We start from the raw sequence: 21,896 nt of genomic DNA on the forward strand, positions 1-21,896 counted from the left end.
TCCCTGCGATGACGATCCCCGAGTTGCTCGCCGCCGCGCGTGATGGATCCGTCCGGGCGACGGGGCGGCTGCTCAGCCTGGTCGAAAGCGGCCGGCGGGTCGAGGTGCTGTCGGCCGTCGGGCCGGCCACCACCCGGGTCATCGGGGTGACCGGGCCGCCGGGCGCGGGCAAGTCCACCACGATCGCCGCACTGGTAGGGGCGTATCGGGAACGGGGGCTGCGAGTCGGGGTGCTCGCCGTCGACCCGTCGTCGCCGTACAGCGGCGGCGCACTGCTCGGCGATCGCATCCGGATGGCCGCGCACATCAACGATCCGGCGGTGCTGATCCGGTCGGTGGCCTCCCGCGGCCACCTCGGCGGGTTGGCCGAAGCGGTGCCCGCGGCCCTCCAGTTGCTGGCCGGGCTCGGTTACGACGTGCTGCTGCTGGAGACGGTCGGGGTGGGCCAATCCGAGATCGAGATCGCCGCGATCGCCGACCCGACGGTCGTCGTGCTCAATCCCGGTGCCGGCGACGCGGTGCAGGCCGCCAAGGCCGGGTTGCTGGAGGTGGCCGACATCGTGGTGGTCAACAAAGCCGACCGCGAGGGCGCCCAGCAGACCGTACGTGACCTGCGGGTCGAGCTGAAGCACACCGGCGCACCGATTCTCACCCTGATCGCCGCGCGGGGCGAGGGTCTCGGCGAATTGGTGGACACCATCGAGGGGCACCACCGAACCGACAGCCGGGAGCGCCGGTTGGCGCGGGCACGCTCGCAGATCCTGTCGCTGGCACAGACCCGGCTGCGGACCCACCCGGCGCTCAACGGGCTCGCCGAGCTGGTTGTCGACGGAGGCGGTGATCCGTACTCGGCTGCGCAGCGGTTGCTGTCACCCGGCGGCGAGTAGTTCTCGAACCGTTTCTAGGACCGGTTGCGAGCCGACCAGCGCGGCAGCGGAAGCGGCAGGTCGTTGTAGGTGGCGATGCCGGGCTCGGCGGCCACCACGGCCGGAATGGCGTTGATCGGCGGCATCGCGGTCATGATGTGGCCGAGCTCGAAGAAGTCGTCGATGGATGTGGCCGAGGCGATCATGTCCGGTGGCGGGGTGAAGCCGACTTGCATGTTCACCGTCGGGCGGCCGTCGATGGTGATCTTCCAGCCGTCGCCGTCCAGCTGCCAATCCGGCTCCAGCGTCTGGCCTTTGCGCCACCGCACATTGATGTCGATCACGGTCTCGCCGTTGACCATTCCCCGCCAGCTGGCGAATACACCCGCCACATGGCCCGCCGGGATGGTCCACGACGCCATCGGCAGATCCGCGGTGGTCTGGGCATATTCGGAGACGCAGGTGATCTCGTCGAGCTCGACGCCGATCGCGTCGGCGACCAGCTGCACCGCTTCGGCGAATATCGCGGTGCCCTTGGCGGCCATCGGCGCCAGGTCCGGGTCGTCGATCGCGGACCCGAAACCCACCGGGCGCTCGGTGTCGGGGGAGTCGTAGAGCGTGGTGTCGGCCGATTCGGTGATGGTGATCTTGTCGATCCGGTCGCACGCCGTCGCCGCCACGATGGCCAGCAGCTCCGCGAAGCCCGGACTGACCCCGGAGCCGAACAGGGTGGAACCGCCCCTGCGGCACGCTTCGTCGAGCCGGGCCCGATCCGCGCCGAGATTGCCGCCGGTGATGAACGATGCCGAGGTCACGACGTTGACGCCCGCCGACAGGATCTCCACCAGCTCGTCGACGTTGATCCACATCGGGTTGTAGACGACACAGTCGGGTTTCAGCGCCAGCAGCGCCGCGGTGTCGTTGGTGGCCGAGACGCCGAGCGGGCCGATGCCGACCAGCTCGCCGACGTCGCGGCCGACCTTGTCGTCCGACCACGCGAAGAGTCCGACGAGTTGATAGTCCGGATTGGCGGTGATCGCCCGGGCGGAACTTTTCCCGACGTTGCCGGTCGTCCACTGAACGATCCGGTATGGGACGGTCGGCATGCGCATCACCTCAGTGTTCTCGGCCCCGGTCACATCTGCGCCCAGACGATCTTCGTCTGGAGGTAGGTTTCGATGCCGGCCTTGCCGGACTCGTAGCCCCAGCCGGACTGCTTGTAGCCGCCGAACGGCATCGAGTGGTCGAACTGCATCTGGCAGTTCAGCCCCACGGTTCCGGCCTTGAGCCGCTTGGCCAGTCGATGTGCCCGCCCCAGGTTGGACGTCCACGCGGTGGCGGCCAGACCGTAGCTGCTGTTGTTGGCCAGGGCGATCGCCTCGTCGTCGTCGTCGAACGGCAGGATCGTGACCACCGGCCCGAAGATCTCCTCCTGGAACAGCCGGCTGGAATCGGGGTCGACATTGGTGACCACGGTGGGGTGCACGAAGTAGCCCTTGCGGTCCAGCCGGTGCCCACCGGTGACGAGCTCGGCGCCGTCGGATCTGCCCTGCTCCAGATAGCCGAGCACCCGGGTGAGCTGTTTCTGGCTGATCAGTGGCCCGACCATGACGCCGTCGTCCTTGGGGCCGCCGAGCTGCATCATGTTGGCCATGTTGGCGATGCCCTCCACGACCCGCTCGTAGACGCCGCGCTGGGCGAAGATACGCGATCCGCAGACACATGCCTGACCCGAGTGCACGAAGGTGCCGAACGCCGCCATGGTGATGGCCATGTCGAGGTCGGCATCGTCGTAGATCAGCACCGGCGACTTTCCGCCGAGCTCCAAGGTCACCTTGTTGAGATTGCTTGCGGCCGAGGCTCGCACGATCTCACGTCCGACTTCGGTCGATCCGGTGAACGCGACCTTCTCGACGTCGGGATGCGCGGTGATCGCCGCGCCGGCGGTGTGGCCGTAGCCGAGCACCATGTTGACCACACCGTCGGGCACGCCGGCCTCGGACAGGATGCGGTCCAGTACCAGCGCTGAGAGCGGGGTCTCCTCGGCCGGCTTGACGACGCTGCTGCAGCCAGCGGCCAGCGACGGCGCCAGCTTGGCGCAGAAGTTGAAGACCGGACCGTTCCACGGGAAGATCAGCCCCACCACGCCATAGGGCTCGCGCAGCGTGTAGACGTGCTGATGTGACTCGATGCCGGTCAGGCCACCGGTGTTGACGTCGCGGGCGATGCCGTCGATCTTGGTACACCACCCGGCGTAGTAACGGAACCACTCCGAGCCGACCTTGGTGATGATTCCGGCCTGGGAGGCGGGGATGCCGGCGTTGAGCGACTCCAGTTCGGCCAGGACCTCGGCGTTCTCATCGATCAGGTCGGCGACCTTCCACAGCACCCGGGCCCGGTCGTAGTCGGCCATCTGCGACCACACCCCGGACTCGGCGGTGGCTTTGGCCCGGGCGACGGCGTCGTTGACGGCTTCGGGCCCGCAGTCGGTGAATTCGGTGAGCTGCTCTTCGGTGGCGGGATCGATGACCGGGATCACGTCACCGGTACCGGGGACTTTCCGGATGTCGTCCAACACCGTGCGCACCGACATCGATAATCCTCTTCTCGCATACCGATAATTACGTTCGCAGGATGAGGCTATGCGCTTCGTCATGGGAAGTCCAGGGTTCGCGCCACGGGCACGGATACGCGTTCGGTGGCAGTCGGAGAATCAGCGCAGCGGCAGGTGCGGTGGGAGCGCAACGCCGCGCAGCCGGCCGGATCGCCGGCCTCGGCAAGGGCGCGGATCGGCGCCGGTGGGGATCGCGTCCGCGGCGCCGGGGTACATCAGCTGCGGCGGTGGGGAGTGGGCTGCGGGGGGTCGGTCAGCTGCGGGCGAAGCCGTGGGCGCAGAAGTCCCAGACCTCGTCAGCGGTCAGCGGGTTGACCGCCGGATCGGTTGAGGCCGGGCTGGATTGAGCGTTGAACATGACCGTCTGCATGATCATCGCGGCCACCCGCCTGGGGTTGGGTCCGGCGCGCAACTGTCCGGCGGCCGCCGCCTGTTCGGTCAGCTCGGCGAGCAACGCCAGCAGCGGGGTGTGGGCGACCTTCACCTCGGCGGGGTGGGTCAACAGCAGGCTCGGGGCGAAATCGGTGAACAGCGGCCGTTTTGCGGCCGGGTCGGGGCGCGAGGACTCGAACAGCAACTCGACGGCGACCTTGAGGCGTTCCAGCGGATCGGGGTAGTTGGCCGTCGCGGCGCGGATCTGTTCGGCCGCACGGCTCAGGGCGTCCTCGAAGAGCGCCAGCAGCAGTTCGTGTTTGCCGTCGAACTGCAGGTAGAAGCTGCGCAGCGACTGCCGCGAGCGGTCGACAACCTCCTGGACGGTGAAGTCGGTGCTGCCCTTCTCGATGATGATCGACTGCGCCGCATCCAGAAAACGCTGAACGCGTTGCGCCGCACGTATCTTCGCGGTTTTGATGGAGCGTTCGACCGCGCGCTGCTTCCAGGCGGGTTCTTCGCTCGGGCTGGTCACCGGCACTCCGGGCTGGTGCGCGGTAGGCGAGGCACAGCGCAACTGTACTGGACGGTAACGTGACGGCGGCGCGCGACACCGGCAACGGGATGACGATTCAGAGATCGCAACTTCTCCATTCGAGAATGATATTCTCATTGCTGCGTCTATGGAAGCGGACTCGCAAGATCCGAGCAGGTCCGGAAACGGGAGAACCCGGGACGCCCGAACCGAGGAGTGTCGGTGCAACTCGCCTTTGATTCCGACGTTGAGAGTTTCCGAGCCGAGTTCTCGGCATTCCTCGATGCGCATCTGCCCACCGATGCCGAGGCGCTCGAGCGGTCACAGTCGTGCTCGCACGTCCCGGAGTGGGCGCGGCGCTGGCAGCGCCTGCTGTTCGACAACGGCTGGCTGCTGCCCGGGAATCCTCCTGAATTCGGTGGCCGCAACGCGAACATCCTGCAGCAGTACGTGCACTCCGAGGAGCTGTCCCGCCGGCGGATCTATCCCAGCTTCAACCCGCAGGGGGTCGGCATCATCGCGGCGTCCCTGCTGTCGTTCGGCACCGAGGAGCAGAAGCGGCAGTGGGCGGTCCCGATCCTTCGTGCCGAGATCACGGCCTCGCTGGGCATGAGCGAACCGGGCGCGGGCTCGGACCTGGCCGGACTACAGACCCGCGCGGTGCTCACCGGCGACCACTTCGTGGTCAACGGCCAGAAGGTGTGGACGTCGGGCGCCCACCACGCGGACGTGTTGTTGACCTTCGTACGCACCGACCCGAATGCGCCCAAGCACAAAGGCATCAGCGTGCTGCTGATACCCACCGACTCCCCGGGAGTGGTGCGGCGGCCCTTTGCCTCGGCATGCGGCCACGACGACGTCGATTTCAATGAGGTCTTCTTCACCGATGTCAAGGTGCCCGCCGAGAATCTGGTGGGTCCGCTCAACGGCGGCTGGGGGGTCGCCAACGGCTCGCTCGGTCATGAACGCACCCTGCTGTGGATGAGCTTCGCCGATCGGCTGCGCGACCTGATCCATGACTTCCGGCCGGCCGGGGAGCTGGACCGCGACCGCTTCGCGACGTTGTTGATGGACGATCAGGCGTTGCGACTGATCGGATCGGTGGCGTTGGCGCAGGCGGCCCGCGGCGAGCAGGACGTCCCAGCGCTGTCGGTGCTCAAGCTGCTGGGCTCCGAGGCGGTGCAGACTGCCACCGAACACGCGCTCGACGCTTCCGGAAGCAGCGGCCTGACCCACCCGGCCGGCTCGGGAACCTACACGCCGATGAACGACGACTACGCCACCGCGAGCTGGTTCGACCGCTACCTGCGCAGCTTCTCCGGGACCATTGCCGGCGGCACATCGGAGATCCAGCGCAATATCATCGCGCAACGGGTCCTGGGCCTGCCCCGATAGCCGCGGCGACGACGGCGTGGTCTGGTCTGCTCGCCGGCTATAACTGCACCAGTCGTGGGGCCGAGCCGCGGGCCCGCAGACCGCCGCCGACCCGGCGGGTCAAGTCGCGCGCACTGCCCAGCAATCCGTCCAGGACCAGCACCCGCTCGATATGGCGATGCAGATCGTGCTCCGCGGTGAAGCCGACTCCACCCAGCACCTGCTGGCAGTGCTTGGCCGCGGTCAACGCGGCCTTGCCCGCGGCGGCCTTGGCCAGCATCGAGGTCAGGTCCGGGCTTTCGACGACGGGGACGGTGAGGGTGGCCTCGGCGCCCTCGATGGCGACCAGGGTTTCGGCGAGCCGGTGCCGAATGGCCTGAAAGGAGGCGATCGGTTTACCGAACTGCACCCGGTCCAGCGCGTGCTGGCGGGCCAGGGCCAGCATCGCCCGCGCCGAACCGACCAGCCACCACCCCAACGCGCGCTGAGCATCACCCACCCGCATCAGCTCCCCGCCGGGTACTCCGCGCAGCGGAAGCCCGCCAAGAACGGGATTGCCCTCGCCTTCCCTCCGTTCCCAGATCACCCAGCTGCCGCCGGCATAGGGCATCGGGGGAGTGCCGCCGGGCACGCCGCCGATGGTCTCCAGTATCACGTCGTTGAGTACCGAGGCGTGCGCCCCGGTCTCTCCGAGCAGCCGGAACACCAGTGGGATCGCCAGGTCCGGATCATCGGAAAGCATTTCTGCCCAACCGAGTTCGGCCAGGGCCCGATCCAGCTCGGCGCCGGACTGCGACGCCATGGTCTTGCGCAGGGTGTCTTCCAGCAGAGCGATCGACGTGGCATCGATTCCGGTGGTCATCGTCACTCCTTGCCGAGGTCCAGCAGTCGGCGGGCGATGATGTTGCGTTGGATCTCCGAGGTGCCGCCGTAGATGGTCGCCGCGCGCGAGTAGAGATACTCGGTGCGCCAGGATGACTCGTCGAGCTCGATGGTTCCCGGCAGCAGGTCGCGCACCGTGTCGAAGAGCTTCTGTTCGGCGGTGGCCAGCAGCACCTTGTCGATCGAGGTGTCCGGGCCCAGCCTGGTGCCCCCGGCCAGCCGGTGCTGGGTGGCGCGGGACCGACAGCGCAGCGTGTGCAGGGCGAGGTAGGCATCGCCCAACTCGGCGTCATCGATCTCGGTCGTCTCGACGATGAGCCGATCCAGCCGCGAGTACAGGTAGGCGATGCGCTGCCAGAAGCAGGTGGAGCGCTCGAACGGCAGCAGATCCATGGCGAGCCGCCAGCCGTCACCGGGCTCGCCGAGCATACGCCCGGCGGGGACCGCCACGTCGTCGAAGTAGACCTCACAGAACTCGTCCACTCCGTGCATCGTCCGTAACGGACGCACGGTGATGCCGGGGGCGTCCATGTCGACGAAGAACGCGGTGATTCCGTCATGGCCGGGAGCGGTGCGGGTCAACAGCACGCAGCGTGTCGAATACTGGGCGAAGCTGGTCCACACCTTCTGGCCGTTGATGATCCAGGTGTCGCCGTCAGGGATGGCGCGGGTCGACAGGGACGCCAGGTCGCTGCCGGAGCCCGGCTCGGAGAAGCCCTGGCACCATAGTTCGCGGCCGGACAGCAGCCGGGGCACCATCTCCGCGGCGAGTTCTGGTGGCGCGTAGTCGATCATGGTGGGCGCCAGCACTTCCAGCATCGAATACGGACCGGGTTCGGCGAGCCCGCGGCCGACGACCTCTTCGCCGACGACCGCCCGCAGCATCGCCGGCCCGCCCAGGCCGCCGGCCTCGACCGGCCAGCCGTAGCGCATCCAGTCGGCTTCGTACAGCGCGGCGCAGACCCGGCCGAACTGCCTGACGTGGCTCTCCAGCGAGTGATCCGGCCCGGGGGTCAGGTCATGTGCGTCGAGCCAGGCGCGCAGATCCGCGTGGAATTCAGAAACATTCATTTCGATGAAGGGCGACCGATCGCGTGTGGACGGCCCGAGTCGTGCACACCGCTACGGCGGATGAACGTCATCGCCCGGGTCTTCAACCGCCAGCCGTCCGCGGTGCGCACATAGGTGTCGTTGTAGTAGCCGATCCGCATGTCGTGGCTGGCGTGGTCGATGAAGCACAGTGGTTGGGTGCCGGTCGCGGTGTCGCCGTCCAGCTCGATCACCGGGGTTCCGGTCATGAACAAGCCTTTGGGGGCTGCCTCCACCAGCACCGGAAACCGGTCCAGCGAATAGGTTTCGCCGAAAGCACTGTAGGTGCCGTCCGGAGTGAACACCGCCACCAGCCCGTCGATGTCGCCCTGGGTGATCGTCACCGCGTAGCGGGCGAGTAGCTGCTGAATCTCGACGAGCTCGTCAGTTCTTGTTGACATACACCTGGCCGCCTTTCATGACGAACTTCACGTTCTGGGTAACGCTGATGTCGGACAACGGATCTCCCGGCACCCCGATGATGTCTGCGAGTAGGCCCTCGGCCAGCCGGCCGCGGTCGGCGGCGTTGATCAGCTCAGCTGCCGTCACCGTCGCCGCCTTGAGCACCGCGGCCGGCGGCATGCCCCAGTCGACCAGGGTGACCAGTTCGTCGGCGTTGCGGCCGTGTGGGATCGCGGGTGCGTCGGTGCCGACGGCGATCTTCACCCCGGCCTCGTAGGCTGCTTTGATCGAGGTTCGGGCCTTGGGGAACATCTCTGCGGCCTTGGCCTGCAGTTCGGGCGCGGCTTTCGACACGTCCATCGCCTCGGCCAGTCGGCGGGTGGTGACCAGGAACCGGTCGTGTTCGACAAGCAGCGCGATCGCCTCGTCGTCCATCAGGAATCCGTGTTCGATGCAGTCGATTCCGCACGCCACCGCGTGTTTGACCGCCTCGGCGCCGTGGGTGTGCGCGGCCACCCGCAGCCCGCGCCGGTGCGCCTCGTCGACGATGGCGCGCAGCTCCTCATCCGAGTAGTGCTGTGCGCCGGCCTCCCCGGTCAGCGACATCACGCCACCGGAGCAGCACACCTTGATCAGCTGTGCGCCGTGCTTGATCTGGTAGCGCACCGCCTTGCGGATCTCGTCGACGCCGTTGGCGATGCCCTCCTCGACGGTCAGCTCCAACGCGCCCGGCATGAACGCCGCGAACATCGTCGGATCCAGGTGGCCGCCGGTCGGGGTGATCGCATGACCGGCCGGCACCACCCGCGGTCCCTCGATCCAGCCTGCGTCGATCGCCTTGCCCAATGCGACGTCGAGCAGGTATCCGCCGGTCTTGACGAACAGTCCGAGGTTTCGCACCGTGGTGAAACCGGCACGCAGCGTGCGCCGGGCGTTGCCGACCGCACGCAGCACCCGGGTCGGCGGGTCATCCTGCACCTGGGACAGGCCGGGGTTCTCACCCCGGCCGCCCATCAGCAGGTTGACCTCCATGTCCATCAGCCCGGGCAGCAGGATCAGGTCACCGAGATCCAGCACCTCGTCGTCCGTACCGGACGTCGGGGATCCGCCGACGGCGACGATCTTGTCGCCGTCGACCCGGATGACCCCGGGCCGGATGATCTCATCGGAGTCGACGTCGAGCAGCCCGGCTGCTTTGAGCGTCAGCACCTTTAGACGACCGGTTCCTTGATGCAGTCGATCCAGGCCGCGCCGCTGTCCGGCACTCGCGGCTGCTTCCAGGCCTCGATCGGGAAAGAGACCATCACCAGCGACTGCATGAGGTGCATCAGTGAGCGGGCGTCCTCGGGGAGGTCCTGCAGGTCGAACTTGTCCAGGTAGGTGATGGCGTCCTCGAGTCGCCCGAACGCCGCGTCGTAAAACTCCTGCATCTGCGGCATGGTGGAGGCCAGCCGTTTGGCGTAGCGCTCCGGCTCGGTCGCCAGGGCCCAGTCGGCGTAGGGCTGCAGGTCAGCGAAGTCAGACGGTAGCGCCATTGGCGTGCTCCTTGGTCTTCTTGTATTCCGATACGTAGTCACGGGCGGTCTTGTGCAGGTGTCGAATCAGGACCTCCTGGTCGCACAACAAGAAGTCGTCCACGACCTTCGTGCCGATCATGGTCTGGGTTGCTTCCAGGGTGTTGGCGTCCTGCAGCGCGTACTCCTTGAAGGTCACCGCGGCCAGTTCCTGGGCCAACCGCTCTCGGGCATTGCGCGGCGGCACGAAGTACAGGCTCGCTTCGAAGGTGTGCTTGTCGGCAGCGGTCGGCCAGTACTGGTAGGTCAGGTACCAGCCCGGCTCCCAGATCAGAATCATGAAGTTGGGGAAGAACACGAAGGAGTCGATGCCCCACTGCGGCACTCGCTTGATGTTCACCGACGGTGGCAATTCCTTGAGGTCGGCAATGAGATCCGGCTTGTCCCAGGGGCCGAAGAGTCCGCTGCGCAGCGCCCGGTCCAACGGCTTGACCATGTTGAGGTCGGCCGGCGGCGACTGACCACCCCACGTTGATTGCAGGCTGTGTGGTCCGGCCAGCTCGTAGTGCAGCGCTTCGTAGCCGAATTTCTGGATCTTGGCGGCTTCTTCCTTGGTGTACTGGCCCTGGTGCAGGATCGGCGCATGGTAGAACTCCACGAACGCGTCGAGGAACAGCTTCCAGTTGCTACCGATTTCGGACTTGTAGGAGTAGACCTCGGTCATCTCGCCGAACGGGTAGCCCTCGAGGCCCTTGGCCAGGGATCCGAGGTATTCGTTGAGCGGTCCGGCGTTGTCGTCGAAGTTGACGAAGATGAATCCTTCCCAGACCTCGCAGCGCACCGGCACCAGGCCGTACTGGCTCTTGTCGACGTCGAAGAACTCACCCTCCTGCTGGATGAAGGTGAGGTCGCCGTCGAGGCTGTAGCGCCAGGCGTGGTACTTGCAGGTGAACTGGCGGCAGGTGCCCTCGGTCTCCTCGCTGGGGAAGTCGTTCCACACCAACTTGTTTCCGCGGTGCCGACAGATGTTGTGGAAGGCCCGGACCACGCCGTCCTTGCCCTTGACGATGATGATCGAGGTGCCCTTGCATACCGAGGGCAGTTCCCGGGTGAAGTAGCTGCCGGTCTTGGGCAGCCGCTCGACTCGCCCGACGTGTAGCCAGGTGCGCTTGAAGATCGCCTCCTGCTCGTCTGCGAAATGCGCCGGATCGAACGAGTCGGTGTAGTCGACCGGCTCGGTCCCGAGTTCGGGATAGGCCTGCGTCCAGCTTCCTGCTGCGGGCTTGGGGAAATGTGCCACGGAAATTACCTCCCTGATTCGGGTTCTTCATCGAGTTCAACGCCAAAAGTGTTGAAGGCCATGGCCAACATGCTGTAGCAGCCGACCGTGAAGACGAGTTCCATCAGTTGTTGCTCGTCCAGGTGTTTGGTGAGGACCGCCTCGGTGGCAGGGGAGAGCCGGGAGGCCTCGTCGAGTTCGTCGGCTGCGTTCAGCACGGCTTGGTTCAGCTCGTCGCGCGCCGCGCCGTGCTGCAGGTCTTCGATGTCTTCGTCGGTGAGGCCGGCTTCCTTACCGAACCTGATGTGGTGCACCCATTCGTATTCGCAGCCGCGGCGGTGGGCGGTCCGCAGGATCGCGAGCTCGCGGAGATTCCCGGGCAGCGACGCGCGGTACAGCAGCTCGACATTGAATTTGAGGAACGCCCGGGCCAGCTTCGGGTGGTGCACCAGCATGGTCATCGCCGAGCCGGCGTCGCGAGCGTTGCGCCGATCCGCGGTCAGCATCTGGGCGAGGGCACGCTGGACCGCCTCATCGTCCCACTGGGACTCCGACAGCGGAGTCAGGCGCATCCGTTCCTCCTCGTGCGAGAATCACATTCTCATAATTGACCAATAGATTTCCACGTTTCGCGCGTTTGGTCAACACTGGACTGTCAACGCAGGTCGAACGGCGGGAGGGGCCGGCGTCGGTATCGCCGGAGCGTGGGGCCGCGGTCTCGAACCGCCGGATTGTCCAAAGGTTGATTCTCCGAAATGGGGAAGCTAGTTTCCAGTGAAGACGTCAGAAGCGTCAGGGTCCGGCACCACTGCCGGACCCGGATCGGAGGATCGCCGTGAACAAGGACGACATGATTCTCATCAGCGTCGATGACCACACGGTTGAGCCGCCGGAGATGTTCGCCAACCACCTGCCGCGCAAATACCTCGACGACGCACCGCGACTGGTGCACAACCCCGACGGCTCCGACACCTGGCAGTTCCGCGACGTGGTGATCCCCAATGTCGCGCTCAACGCCGTCGCGGGGCGTCCCAAGGAGGAATACGGACTCGAGCCCCAGGGTCTCGACGAGATCCGGCCCGGTTGCTACAACGTCGACGAGCGGATCAAGGACATGAACGCCGGCGGCATCCTGGGCTCGATCTGCTTCCCGTCGTTCCCCGGCTTCGCAGGCCGACTGTTCGCCACCGAGGATCCGGAGTTCTCCGTCGCACTGGTCCAGGCCTACAACGACTGGCACATCGACGAATGGTGTGGGGCCTACCCCGGGCGCTTCATCCCGATGGCGCTCCCGGTGATCTGGGATGCCGAGAAGTGCGCGGCCGAAGTGCGGCGGGTCGCAAAGAAGGGCGTACACGCCCTGACCTTCACCGAGAACCCGGCAGCGATGGGGTACCCGAGCTTTCACAATGAGTACTGGAACCCGTTGTGGCAGGCCCTGTGTGATACCGACATGGTGCTCAATGTGCACATCGGATCATCGGGCAAGCTGGTGATCACCGCGCCCGACGCGCCGATGGACGTGATGATCACCCTGCAGCCGATGAACATCGTCCAGGCCGCGGCGGATTTGCTGTGGTCCCGGCCGATCAAGGAATACCCCGATCTCAAGATCGCGCTGTCCGAGGGCGGCACCGGGTGGATCCCGTATTTCCTGGAGCGGGCGGATCGCACCTATGACATGCATTCGGTCTGGACCGGTCAGGACTTCGGCGGCAAGCTCCCCTCGGAGGTCTTCCGTGAGCACTTCCTGACCTGCTTCATCTCCGACCCGGTCGGGGTGAAGTTGCGTCACGACATCGGCGTGGACAACATCGCCTGGGAAGCCGACTATCCGCACAGCGATTCGATGTGGCCTGGGGCTCCCGAGGAACTCTGGGACGTGCTGAGCGCCAACGACGTCCCCGACGACGAGATCGACAAGATCACCCACCGTAACGCCATGGATTGGTACTCGTTCGACCCGTTCGCTCATATCCCCCGCGAGCAGGCGACCGTCGGTGCCCTGCGGGCCGCCGCGGCGGGCCATGACGTCTCGATTCGTGCCCTGAGCCAGCACAAGCACGGGGAACGGCAGGCGAACGCGCTGGCCGAAGCCGCGCGGGCCAACAGCTGATCTCGCCCCGCGGGCGTTGACGCGCCCCCGCTGGTATGTAAGGGTGTTTAGCACATACGAGAATGCCATTCTCGAATGTGAGATCGTTGCTGAAGGGAGCGAGACGGTTGGTGATGGATCCAGACGCGATTGACTTCTTTCAGGACCCCGCCGTAGTGGCCGACCCGTACCCCTACCTGCGGGCGCTGCGGGAGCGCTCGCCGGTGACCCGGGAACCGCACCACGGAGTGATGATGGTGACCGGTTGGGAGGAGGCATGCGCGGTGGCCGGCAATGCCGAGGTGTTCTCCTCGTGCATCGCGGTGACCGGCCCGTTTCCCGGCTTCCCGGTACCGCTCGACGGCGACCTGGGCGGTGAGACCGTCGCCGGTCTGATCGACAAGCACCGCGACGAACTGCCATTCAGCGATCAGCTGCCGACCCTGGACCCGCCGACGCACACCAACCACCGCGCATTGCTGATGCGGCTGCTGACCCCCAAGCGCCTCAAGGAGAACGAGGACGCCATGTGGGAGCTCGCCGACCAGGTGCTCGACGGGTTCCTCGCGCCCGGCGCCGGTGAATTCATCAGCGGCTTCGCGGCGCCTTTCACCCTGCTCGTCATCGCCGACCTGCTGGGTGTCCCGGCCGAAGACCGCGATGAGTTCGTCAAGAACATGCACCACAACGTCGGCGGTGGGGTCGGCAGCACCGACGCCAAGGCGCTGGCGCACAGTCCGCTGGAGTTTCTTTACGCCACCTTCGCCGACTACATTGCCGATCGCCGCAGAACGCCACGCGACGACGTGCTCACCGGCATGGCCCAGGCGACGTTCCCCGACGGCTCCATCCCGGACCCGATGGATGTGGCCCGGGTGGCCGCCAACGTCTATTCCGCGGGGCAGGAGACCACGGTGCGCCTGCTCGGGTCCGCGCTGAAGATCATCGGCGAGCAGCTCGACGTCCAGCAGCGCCTTCGCGATGACCGCAGCCTGATCTCGAACTTCATCGAGGAGGTGCTGCGATTCGAGAGCCCGGTCAAAGGTGACTTCCGGCTCTCCCGGGTGGACACCGAAGTCGGCGGGGTCGAGATCCCAGCCGGCACAACGTTGATGGTGCTCAGCGCCGGCGCGAATCGAGATCCGCGCCGCTTCACCGATCCCGACACCTTCGATCCCGCCCGCACCAACGCACGCCAGCACATCACCTTCGGGCGCGGCATCCACAGCTGTCCCGGCTCGCCGCTCGCACGGGCCGAAACCCGGATCGCGATCGAGCACCTGCTGGATCGCACGGCCGAGATCAGGATCTCCGAAGAGCAGCACGGGCCCGTCGACGCTCGACGGTTCACCTACATTCCGACCTACATCCTGCGCGGGCTGATCGATCTGAACCTGGAATTCACACCGGCCGGGCAGGCGGCACGATGAAGGCATGGGTCGACCCGGATCGCTGTGCCGGACACGGTATCTGTACCACGATCTGCCCCGAGGTGTTCGCCATCAACGACGACGGATATTCGGAGGTCACCGTCGACGAGGTTGCCCCGCAGTTCGAGGACGCGGTCCGCGAGGCCATCAGGCAGTGCCCCGAACATGCCATCGATGATGTCACCGATTCGCAAGAGGAGAACTGATGTCCAACGGCCCCAAGGGATATGTCATTCTGACCGAGGCCATCAAGGACCCGGACGGCATGCTCGCCTACGGCAAAGCGGCTCAGCCGACGATGGCTTCGGGTGGTGCGAGCATCCTGGCTGTCGAGACACAGCCCGAGGTGCTTGAGGGCGACTGGCACGGCAACCAGACCGTGGTCCTGGAGTTCGAATCGGTGGAGGCCGCTCGGGCCTGGTATTTCTCCGACGGTTACCAGCAGGCGGCGAAGCTGCGGCAGGCGGCCGCGGACTGCAACGCGGTCATCCTCTCCGGGTTCCCGGCGCGCTAGTCGTCTTCCTCGACGATCGACAGTGCCTGTCGGGGGCACCTGCGGACCGCTTCGTGAACATCGCTTTCGGTCTCCGGGGTGATGTCCGGCTTGAGGATGTGCAGGTTGTCCTCGTCGTCGACGTCGAAAACCTCGGGGTTGATGCCCATGCAGATCGCGTTGGCCTCGCACAGTCCGTAATCGACTACCACTTGCCGTCGTCTGGCCATTGACACCCCTACCGCAAGACCCGGACCGGAACGTTCTGCCAGCCGGCGACGTTTTGCATGTGAACCCGTTGCAGGCCGTCCCAATTCAGCTCGTAGCGGGGCATGAAGTCCAGCAGCCTCTCCAGCGCGATGGTGCTCTCCATCCGGGCCAGGGCCGCTCCGAGGCAGCTGTGGATCCCATAGCCGAGGCCGAGGTGCTGCGCCTGCGTCTGGTCCCGGTCGATGTCGAACGTGTCGGCGTCGGTGAACGCGTCCGGGTCGCGGTTCGCCGCGGCGTTGAGCAGGAACACCGGCTTGCCCGCCGGAATGGTGCCGCCGCTGACGTGCGCCTCCTTCAGGGTGTAGCGGACGTTGTACTGCACCGGGCCCTCGTAGCGCAACAGCTCCTCCACGGCAGCGGGAACCTTACTGCGGTCGTCGAGCAGTTTCTGCCACTGCTCGGGGTATCGGGCGAATAGCACCGCCGCGTTTCCGACGAGCTTGGTGACGGTTTCGGCGCCCGCGCCCCCCAATAGCGCGGCGAAGCCGGTGATCTCGATATCGTCGAGCCGGCGCGGCTGACCGTCTTCGCCGGGGATCTCGGCGGCGATAAGCCTGCTGAGCATGTCGTCCTGCGGGTTGGCCCGCCGCTCCTGGACCAACCCGTAGTAGTACATCGCAGTCTCGATGTTGGCCTGCATATTTGTTTCGCTGATTTCGATCTGCCCGGGTTCGTGGTGCAGCGAGATGTTCATCCAGTGCCGCACCTGCTGCCGGAACTCGTCGGGCACCCCGACCATCCTGGTGATGACCTCCACCGGGAACGGCCCGGAGAAGTCCTGCACCACATCGAAGTGATCCGGGTCGGCGGCGCCGAGGAACCGTTCGACCTGTTCGATGACCGTGGTTCGCTGGGCCTGCATCGCGCGGGGAGTGAATGCCTTGTTGAGCAGGCTGCGCATGTGCCGGTGATCCGGAGGGTCCATGAAGATGATCGACTTCTGTGGGGGTTCATCCGACCGCACCATCGCCAGGTCGCAGCCGCGGGCCGACGAATAGGTCTCGAAGTCCTTGAGTGCCGCCGCCACGTCTTCGTGGCGGCTCAGTGCGTAGAAATCCTCTTCCTCGTTGTAGTAAAGGGGAGCTTCGACGCGCATTCGCCGATAGATGTCGAACGGATCGTTGAAATACTCTTCCGAAAACGGATCGAAGATGAGTTTCGGTTTGGTCATGAATCCTCCTCAGCGGCAAGAAGCGACTGGAAAAACACCGTGACCGGCCGCCAGACCGTAGGGCCAACTGTAAGACATACGGGTTGATACCGGAAGGGTATTCGCGGAAGTCTTGCGATCATCGCGGATGATCCATCAGCGACAACGCGGCGTCGGCGGCGTCGAGCACCGCCCCGGGGGTCGCCGCGGCCCGCTGTGCCAGGTCGGCGACCAGGCGGACGTCCTTTTGCAACAGGGCGCCGGCCATCCCGGCGAGACGATCCAGGGTGCCCCCGGATCCCCGGATGCTGTTGAGCGCAAAGCTGTTCGAACTGCCGCGGCACACCACCTCGGCGAGTCGCTCCGTCGACAAACCGAGCTGCGCGCCCAGCGCGAGGGCGGTCGCGGCGGTGCCCAGATTGGCGGTGAACAGCAGGTTGTTCAGCAACTTGGTCACCTGCCCCGATCCGATCCCGCCGAGATGCACGACAGGGTCGGCGTAGGTGTCGAACACCGGGCGGCACCGCTGTACCACGTCCGCGTCGCCGCCGACCATCACCAGCAGCGTTCCGGCTTCGGCGGCCGGCCCACCACCGCTGACCGGTGCGTCGATCACCGAAACACCCTGATCTGCGCAGTATTTCCCCAACCGGCGGCAGGTGTCGGGGTGCACCGTGCTGTGAATCGCGATGATCCCACCGGGTGCCATTCCGGCCAGCACGCCGTTCTCACCGCGGACCACGTCGTCGACGTCGGCGTCGCCGACCACGCACAGGCAGACCAGATCACTGACCCGGCCCAGGTCCACCGGGGTATCGGCGACGCCGGCCGCGGTGTCGGCGAAGGCTTCCAGGGTCTCGGCCCGGCGGGCCCACAGCGTCGTGGGATAGCCGCCCTCGACGATGCGTCGCGCCATCGGTGCGCCCTGACTTCCCAATCCGATGAAACCGACCCGCATCAGCTGACCTCCGAATCCTCTGCGGCGCCGGCGGTTGCGGCGCATTCCTCGACGAATGCCAGCACCGACCGGTGATATCGCTGCGCGCCGAGACCGACGCTGAGATTGTGTCCGGCCCCGGTCTCCTCATTGCTGGTGAAACTCCGCGTGGCGGTGAAGATGTCGCGGATCTCGCGCTGGGCTGCCGGGTCGGACTGCCAGATCCTCTCGTATTCGGCGAAGGTGAAGCGCACCGGGACGAGGACGCGGCCGGCCAGCGACGGGAAGTCGTTGCGCGGCCAACTGCTCACCATGGCGGCTTCATACGTCGCGCCCGGAGATGCGCCGGTGATCCCGCGCAGCACCTCGTCGGGATACAACGATGCCGGCTCCCAGAGCAGTTCGCGCAGGCCCACCGGCCGCTGATCGGGCCGGGCCGTGCTCAGGACATCTTGCGCGGCGGCCTGGTAGTGCAGCCCGGTGCCGGCCAGTTCGAGTCCGAGCAACTCGGCGCCCCGTTCGTCGGCTGCCATCCGCAGCGCCAGCTCACACCCGTTGGAGTGACCCAGCACGAACAGGCCCGCGCCCCGATCCCGGTCGCCGAGGATCCGGTCGATTGCCAGGTAGGCGAGCCGGACGCGCTGCTCCGGATCCTCCATCGCCTCCGGATACAACGCCGAACTGCCATAGCCGGGCCGGTCCAGGCCGATCACGGTGTAGCCCAGCGCGGCACCGGTTCTCAGCAGGGAGAGGTGGGGTTGACCCGGGCAGTCGAAATACACCGACGTGGTGCCGCCGCCGTGCAGAGCGACCACCACGGCGCGCGGCTCGGGGACCTCGGCCAGCAGGGCCGACATCGGTACCCCGCCGGCGTTCACCATCCGCGGGCGAACGGCTGGGTTCATGTGTCGGTCCGCAGTAGCAGCACTCCGCTGGGTGTCAGTCCGCCGCTGCTGGCGACCGCGACCCGGGCACCGGCCACTTGGCGTTCGCCGGCCTCGCCGCGCAATTGGGTGACGGCTTCGTGGATCAGCCCCATTCCATGGGTGCGACCGTGGGAGAGCTGGCCGCCGTGGGTGTTCAGCGGCAGTACGCCGTTGCGGGCGATGTTGGTGCCGCCGTCCAGAAAGCTCTTGGCCTCGCCGATGCCGCAGAAGCCCAGGGCCTCGATCCAGGACAGGCAGTTGAAGCTGAATCCGTCGTAGAGCTGCGCGACGTCGACGTCGGCGGGACGCAAGCTGGTGCGCGACCACAGGTGCGCGGCCTGGCCCAGGACCTGGGGCTCGTGGGTCAGCGTGCTCTGGTCCCAGTCGGTGCGTTCGATGATCTGGGTGCCGACGGCCTCCACGAGCACCGGTGGCTTGGCCAGATCTCGGGCGGTGTCCACCGCGGAGACGATCACCGCCACCGCGCCGTCGCAAGGGACGTCGCAGTCATAGAGCCCGAATGGGGTGGTGATCATCCGGGCGGACAGGTAGTCGTCCATGGTCATCGGGTCGCGGTAGATCGCTGTCGGGTTGAGTGCGGCGTTGGCCCGCTGGTTCAGCGCGATCCAGCCGAGTGTTTCGCGGGTGGTGCCGTAGCGGTGGAAGTGCCGTTGGGCGTTGAGCGCCAGCGTGTGCGCGGCCGAGGTGGCGCCGAACGGAATCTGCCAGCTGTTCGTTCGCCTTCCGCCCGGTGGGGAGGCTCTGCCCGCTTTCAGCAGTTCGTTGAATGTCGATTCCCAGACGGTTCGGAAACACAGCACGTGGCGTGCCAGTCCGGTGGCCACGGCCATCATCGCGGCGATGACCGAGCCGCCCGGCCCGAAGGTGTCCATACCGCCGTTGATCCAGGTCGGGCGCAGTCCCAACGCGCCCTCCAGCGCCGAGACGCCGCCTTCGCCCATGCCCGCGACGTCAAGGCCCGGATAGGTGGAGAGCCCGTCGATGTCAGCGAAGCTCAGCCCGGCATCGGTGACGGCCGCCTGGCAGGCCTCCACTGTCAGCGCCAGCGGTGTAACCATGAGCCGACGGCCCAGGCGGGACGCACCGATCCCGGTGATCGCCGACTTGTCCTCGAATTTGTCGGCACCGATCATCGGGCGCACGTGCTGTGCGAAGTCCTCGGGTGCGATCTCGTCGGCGGGCAGCGGCCGGGATGCCGAGTCTTCCGCGCCCTGGTCCACCGGTCGAAACAGTGGCAGCCACACGTCCTCGAAGTTCTCGAAAACCACCTCCACCTGCTGGCCGAGCTCGAGCCGGTCCGGATCGCAGTCGATGATGTTGGTGGTCAACCGAACCCGGGGATCCTCGTTGACGGCGACCTGCGCCACCACATACGGTGCCGGCAGGCCGGGCAGGCTGAATCGGTGGTTGATGGTGAACCCGGCCAGGGTGGCCCGCCCGGAGACGTCGCGCACCCCCATCTCGGTACTACGGCAGTACCGGCAGACCGGGGCGGGCGGGTGAATCAGCGCACTACAGGCCGTGCACTCCTGGAAGCGCAAGGCGCCGTCTTTGCCTGACGTCCAGAAGAACTCGTTCTCGATGGTGATCGCCGGCAGTGGTCGGCCCGGTGCGCTCATGCTGGGCTTCTCATACGTCGTCGTCCTCGGTCATCTCGATAATGGCGTGCACCGGACAATCCAGCAGGGCACGCATGACGTCACGCTGGTCTTCCTCGTCCACCGTGCCGTCGCCGGTCAGGGACGCATACCCCCAGTCGTCCAGGGAGAAGTACTTCGGCGCGTGTTTGGCGCAGAAGCCGAACCCGTCGCACATGGTGCGATCCAGGCGGATCCTCATGCCGTCACCTCCTCGACCGCGTAGGGGCGTTCGGCCCGGAAGGCACCACCGCGGCAGGTTGCGCAGGCGTCGGCCAGGTGGTCGGCCACCGATTCGGGGAACCGAACCAGCAGGCTCGCCGCCACATTGGTGGCGCCGTCGAGCGTGCCGCAGGCGCCGCGCCCGGGCAGCACCCCGGCCCATCGGCGCAGTCGCTCGACCTCCTCGGCGGTCGCGAACCCGTCCCGCAGCGCCTCGGCCACCGCCGCCATCGCCGCGGTGCCGTTGAAACACGAACCGCACTGTCCGGCGTTCTCCCGGCCGAAATAGGCCAGCACCGAGGCCGCCACCGCGACCGGGCAGTCGTCGGTGAGCACCGCCATCGCCCCACAGCCCAGGCCGCTGCCGCCGGCGCGCAGGGTTTCGTGATCCAAAGTGGCGTCCAGCGCCTCGCGGTTGAGCAGGCCGGAGAAGTAGCCGCCCATCAGCGTGCCGCGTACCTGATCGAGCGGAATCCCGTGCAACTCCAGCAGTTGGGAGACCGCGATACCGTGAGGCAGCTCATAGAGCACCGGCGGCCGGCCGCCGCCGGTCACCGTCGCCAGGAAGGTTCCCGGGGACAACGCGGTTCCGGCCGAGCGGAAAGCCTTGGCGCCGTGCTGTTGCAGATACGGAAGATTGGCCAGCGTCTCGACATTGGAGACCAGCGTCGGGCGCTGCGCGACCCCCTGTTGGTAGGGCCGCGGAGGTTTGTCGGTCGGTTTGGCCGGGCCGCCGTTGATCGCCCGTACCGCCGCGGTCTCCTCACCGGCCACGTACCCGGCATCGACGGTGAACACGCTGATCGACGGCGCGCCAAGGGGTTCCGTGTTGATCTCGGCCAGCGCACTCTCGACGCTGCGGGCCGCTGCCGGATCGGAGACGTAGACGTAGGCGCGGGTAGCGGCCACCGCGGCCGCCGCCAGTCGCAGCCCGTCAAGGACCAGATGCGGGCGGTTGCGCAGCAACCAGCGGTCCTTGATCGAGGCGGGTTCGCCCTCCTCGCCATTGGCGACGACGACGGCGTCCCGGCCGCGACGGGCGGCGGCGGCGCGCACCGACCGCAACTTGACGGCCAGCGGGAACGCCGCACCACCGCGCCCGAGCAGGCCGCTGCGTTCCACCTCGTCGAGGAACTCGTCGGGGTCGGGAAGCCCGCGATAGCCGCCGGCGGCGACGTAGCCCGCGCCGTCCTCGGCGCCCGAACGCAGCAGGCGCGGCGCACAGCCCGGCCAGGTGGTGGCGGCGATAGCCCCGATATCAGCGGTCGCGGTGCCGTTGGTCGTCATTGCCACCTCGTTTGATTAGGCTCGCGGACGTGAGAACGGCGGTGGTGCGCGTCGATGTGGACCCGACCGGTCGGCTGACAATCGAGCAGCTGACGGCCGGAATGGCGACGCTGCGTGACCTGGCCGGGCAGGCAGGCATCGAGCTGGTGGAAACCGACGTCGCGGCCATGCCGGTGGGCCGGCGCCAGATCCGGCTGCTGATCACCGGAGCCGAGAAGGACATCATCGCTACCGGAACACAGTTGTGTGCCAAGGCATTCAACACGAAGCCGATGCCGGGGGTGCTGACCTACGTGAGCAGGGGCACCGACGACGACGCGCACGGGGTGCTGGCCGGGCTGGGGCTGACCGGCGAGATCAACCGCATACCGGGACCCGACGGTCTGGACGTCGTCCATGTGTCGCTGGCCGAACCGGACGTGGCGCGGGTCGGCGAGAGCCGCATCCACACCGCGCTGGAGGCCTCGCTGAACTGTGAGGTTCACATCCACGCCCGCTGAC

The 21,896-nt window shown here is 66.8% G+C and carries 23 protein-coding genes and 1 pseudogene; 7 read left to right on the forward strand and 17 right to left on the reverse strand.

Features of this window, described 5'->3' with window-relative positions:
- Positions 1 to 8: 8 nt before the first annotated feature.
- Positions 9 to 887 carry a methylmalonyl Co-A mutase-associated GTPase MeaB gene (gene meaB, locus G6N23_RS02775; RefSeq protein ID WP_085261663.1) on the forward strand — a complete coding sequence of 293 codons (879 nt, stop codon included), beginning with the start codon at positions 9 to 11 and terminating at the stop codon, positions 885 to 887.
- Between the two features lie 14 nt (positions 888 to 901).
- Here the strand turns inward: meaB and G6N23_RS02780 are convergent, their stop codons facing one another.
- From G6N23_RS02780 to G6N23_RS02790, 3 genes are all read right to left on the reverse strand, one after another.
- Entirely contained in the window at positions 902 to 1,972 is a 1,071-nt protein-coding gene (locus tag G6N23_RS02780) for an NAD(P)H-dependent amine dehydrogenase family protein (RefSeq protein WP_085261860.1), read from the reverse strand.
- A 29-nt stretch (positions 1,973 to 2,001) separates the two neighbouring features.
- Positions 2,002 to 3,459 carry an aldehyde dehydrogenase family protein gene (locus G6N23_RS02785; RefSeq protein WP_085261664.1) on the reverse strand — a complete coding sequence of 486 codons (1,458 nt, stop codon included), beginning with the start codon at positions 3,457 to 3,459 and terminating at the stop codon, positions 2,002 to 2,004.
- A 274-nt stretch (positions 3,460 to 3,733) separates the two neighbouring features.
- Entirely contained in the window at positions 3,734 to 4,387 is a 654-nt protein-coding gene (locus G6N23_RS02790) for a TetR/AcrR family transcriptional regulator (RefSeq protein ID WP_173675046.1), read from the reverse strand.
- Between the two features lie 222 nt (positions 4,388 to 4,609).
- Between G6N23_RS02790 and G6N23_RS02795 the strand changes: the two genes are divergently transcribed.
- Entirely contained in the window at positions 4,610 to 5,782 is a 1,173-nt protein-coding gene (locus tag G6N23_RS02795; protein WP_085261861.1) for an acyl-CoA dehydrogenase family protein, read from the forward strand.
- Positions 5,783 to 5,819: 37 nt separating this feature from the next.
- Here G6N23_RS02795 and G6N23_RS02800 read toward each other — a convergent pair whose 3' ends face one another.
- The 7 genes from G6N23_RS02800 to G6N23_RS02830 are packed head-to-tail and all read right to left on the reverse strand — an operon-like array spanning position 5,820 to position 11,499.
- The gene (locus G6N23_RS02800) at positions 5,820 to 6,623 is read right to left on the reverse strand and encodes an acyl-CoA dehydrogenase family protein (RefSeq protein ID WP_085261666.1); all 804 of its coding nucleotides are present in this window, start codon (positions 6,621 to 6,623) and stop codon (positions 5,820 to 5,822) included.
- 2 nt (positions 6,624 to 6,625) lie between these two features.
- Complete coding sequence (locus tag G6N23_RS02805; protein ID WP_085261667.1) at positions 6,626 to 7,714, reverse strand: acyl-CoA dehydrogenase family protein; 1,089 nt, start codon at positions 7,712 to 7,714, stop codon at positions 6,626 to 6,628.
- Positions 7,711 to 8,133 (reverse strand): nuclear transport factor 2 family protein, encoded by a 423-nt coding sequence (locus G6N23_RS02810; RefSeq protein WP_085261668.1) that lies wholly within the window; start codon positions 8,131 to 8,133, stop codon positions 7,711 to 7,713. Before G6N23_RS02810 ends, G6N23_RS02805 begins: the two co-directional genes overlap by 4 nt.
- A complete protein-coding gene (locus G6N23_RS02815) occupies positions 8,117 to 9,343 on the reverse strand; it encodes a metal-dependent hydrolase family protein (RefSeq protein ID WP_085261669.1) in 1,227 nt (408 codons plus the stop codon). Before G6N23_RS02815 ends, G6N23_RS02810 begins: the two co-directional genes overlap by 17 nt.
- Positions 9,344 to 9,345: 2 nt before the next feature.
- Positions 9,346 to 9,669: a hypothetical protein gene (locus tag G6N23_RS02820; RefSeq protein ID WP_085261670.1), complete on the reverse strand. Its 324-nt coding sequence runs from the start codon at positions 9,667 to 9,669 to the stop codon at positions 9,346 to 9,348.
- Positions 9,653 to 10,948: an aromatic ring-hydroxylating oxygenase subunit alpha gene (locus G6N23_RS02825; protein ID WP_085261671.1), complete on the reverse strand. Its 1,296-nt coding sequence runs from the start codon at positions 10,946 to 10,948 to the stop codon at positions 9,653 to 9,655. Before G6N23_RS02825 ends, G6N23_RS02820 begins: the two co-directional genes overlap by 17 nt.
- A gap of 5 nt (positions 10,949 to 10,953) precedes the next feature.
- On the reverse strand, positions 10,954 to 11,499 hold the full coding sequence (locus tag G6N23_RS02830) for a carboxymuconolactone decarboxylase family protein (protein ID WP_085261672.1): 546 nt from the start codon (positions 11,497 to 11,499) through the stop codon (positions 10,954 to 10,956).
- 263 nt (positions 11,500 to 11,762) lie between these two features.
- Between G6N23_RS02830 and G6N23_RS02835 the strand changes: the two genes are divergently transcribed.
- The 4 genes from G6N23_RS02835 (at position 11,763) to G6N23_RS02850 (ending at position 14,966) form a co-directional block, all read left to right on the forward strand.
- Positions 11,763 to 13,043, forward strand: a complete 1,281-nt coding sequence (locus tag G6N23_RS02835; RefSeq protein ID WP_085261673.1) for an amidohydrolase family protein — start codon at positions 11,763 to 11,765, stop codon at positions 13,041 to 13,043.
- A gap of 113 nt (positions 13,044 to 13,156) precedes the next feature.
- Positions 13,157 to 14,452, forward strand: coding sequence for a cytochrome P450 (locus G6N23_RS02840; protein WP_085261674.1), 1,296 nt, complete (start codon positions 13,157 to 13,159; stop codon positions 14,450 to 14,452).
- Positions 14,449 to 14,658, forward strand: a complete 210-nt coding sequence (locus tag G6N23_RS02845) for a ferredoxin (protein WP_085261675.1) — start codon at positions 14,449 to 14,451, stop codon at positions 14,656 to 14,658. Before G6N23_RS02840 ends, G6N23_RS02845 begins: the two co-directional genes overlap by 4 nt.
- On the forward strand, positions 14,658 to 14,966 hold the full coding sequence (locus tag G6N23_RS02850) for a DUF1330 domain-containing protein (RefSeq protein WP_085261676.1): 309 nt from the start codon (positions 14,658 to 14,660) through the stop codon (positions 14,964 to 14,966). The genes G6N23_RS02845 and G6N23_RS02850 overlap by 1 nt, the downstream gene beginning before the upstream one ends.
- Here G6N23_RS02850 and G6N23_RS02855 read toward each other — a convergent pair.
- From G6N23_RS02855 to G6N23_RS02885, 7 genes and pseudogenes are all read right to left on the reverse strand, one after another.
- Positions 14,963 to 15,175: a ferredoxin gene (locus G6N23_RS02855; protein ID WP_085261677.1), complete on the reverse strand. Its 213-nt coding sequence runs from the start codon at positions 15,173 to 15,175 to the stop codon at positions 14,963 to 14,965. The two genes, G6N23_RS02850 and G6N23_RS02855, sit on opposite strands and share 4 nt — an antisense overlap.
- Before the next feature lie 8 nt (positions 15,176 to 15,183).
- Positions 15,184 to 16,386, reverse strand: a complete 1,203-nt coding sequence (locus G6N23_RS02860) for a cytochrome P450 (RefSeq protein ID WP_085261678.1) — start codon at positions 16,384 to 16,386, stop codon at positions 15,184 to 15,186.
- Positions 16,387 to 16,504: 118 nt separating this feature from the next.
- A complete protein-coding gene (locus tag G6N23_RS02865; protein WP_085261862.1) occupies positions 16,505 to 17,323 on the reverse strand; it encodes an NAD(P)-dependent oxidoreductase in 819 nt (272 codons plus the stop codon).
- Complete coding sequence (locus G6N23_RS02870) at positions 17,323 to 18,207, reverse strand: alpha/beta hydrolase (protein ID WP_085261679.1); 885 nt, start codon at positions 18,205 to 18,207, stop codon at positions 17,323 to 17,325. Before G6N23_RS02870 ends, G6N23_RS02865 begins: the two co-directional genes overlap by 1 nt.
- The gene (locus G6N23_RS02875; RefSeq protein WP_085261680.1) at positions 18,204 to 19,868 is read right to left on the reverse strand and encodes a thiolase C-terminal domain-containing protein; all 1,665 of its coding nucleotides are present in this window, start codon (positions 19,866 to 19,868) and stop codon (positions 18,204 to 18,206) included. Before G6N23_RS02875 ends, G6N23_RS02870 begins: the two co-directional genes overlap by 4 nt.
- A gap of 25 nt (positions 19,869 to 19,893) precedes the next feature.
- Positions 19,894 to 20,088 (reverse strand): annotated as a pseudogene (locus tag G6N23_RS02880) (ferredoxin); the annotation flags it as partial.
- Positions 20,085 to 21,395, reverse strand: a complete 1,311-nt coding sequence (locus tag G6N23_RS02885) for an NADH-ubiquinone oxidoreductase-F iron-sulfur binding region domain-containing protein (protein WP_085261682.1) — start codon at positions 21,393 to 21,395, stop codon at positions 20,085 to 20,087. The gene G6N23_RS02885 and the pseudogene G6N23_RS02880, both read right to left, overlap by 4 nt.
- Positions 21,396 to 21,424: 29 nt before the next feature.
- Here G6N23_RS02885 and G6N23_RS02890 point away from each other — a divergent pair, with 29 nt between their 5' ends.
- A complete protein-coding gene (locus G6N23_RS02890; RefSeq protein WP_173675045.1) occupies positions 21,425 to 21,895 on the forward strand; it encodes a hypothetical protein in 471 nt (156 codons plus the stop codon).
- Position 21,896 lies beyond the last annotated feature (1 nt).

Source organism: Mycolicibacter terrae (assembly GCF_010727125.1).
Lineage (GTDB): Bacteria > Actinomycetota > Actinomycetes > Mycobacteriales > Mycobacteriaceae > Mycobacterium > Mycobacterium terrae.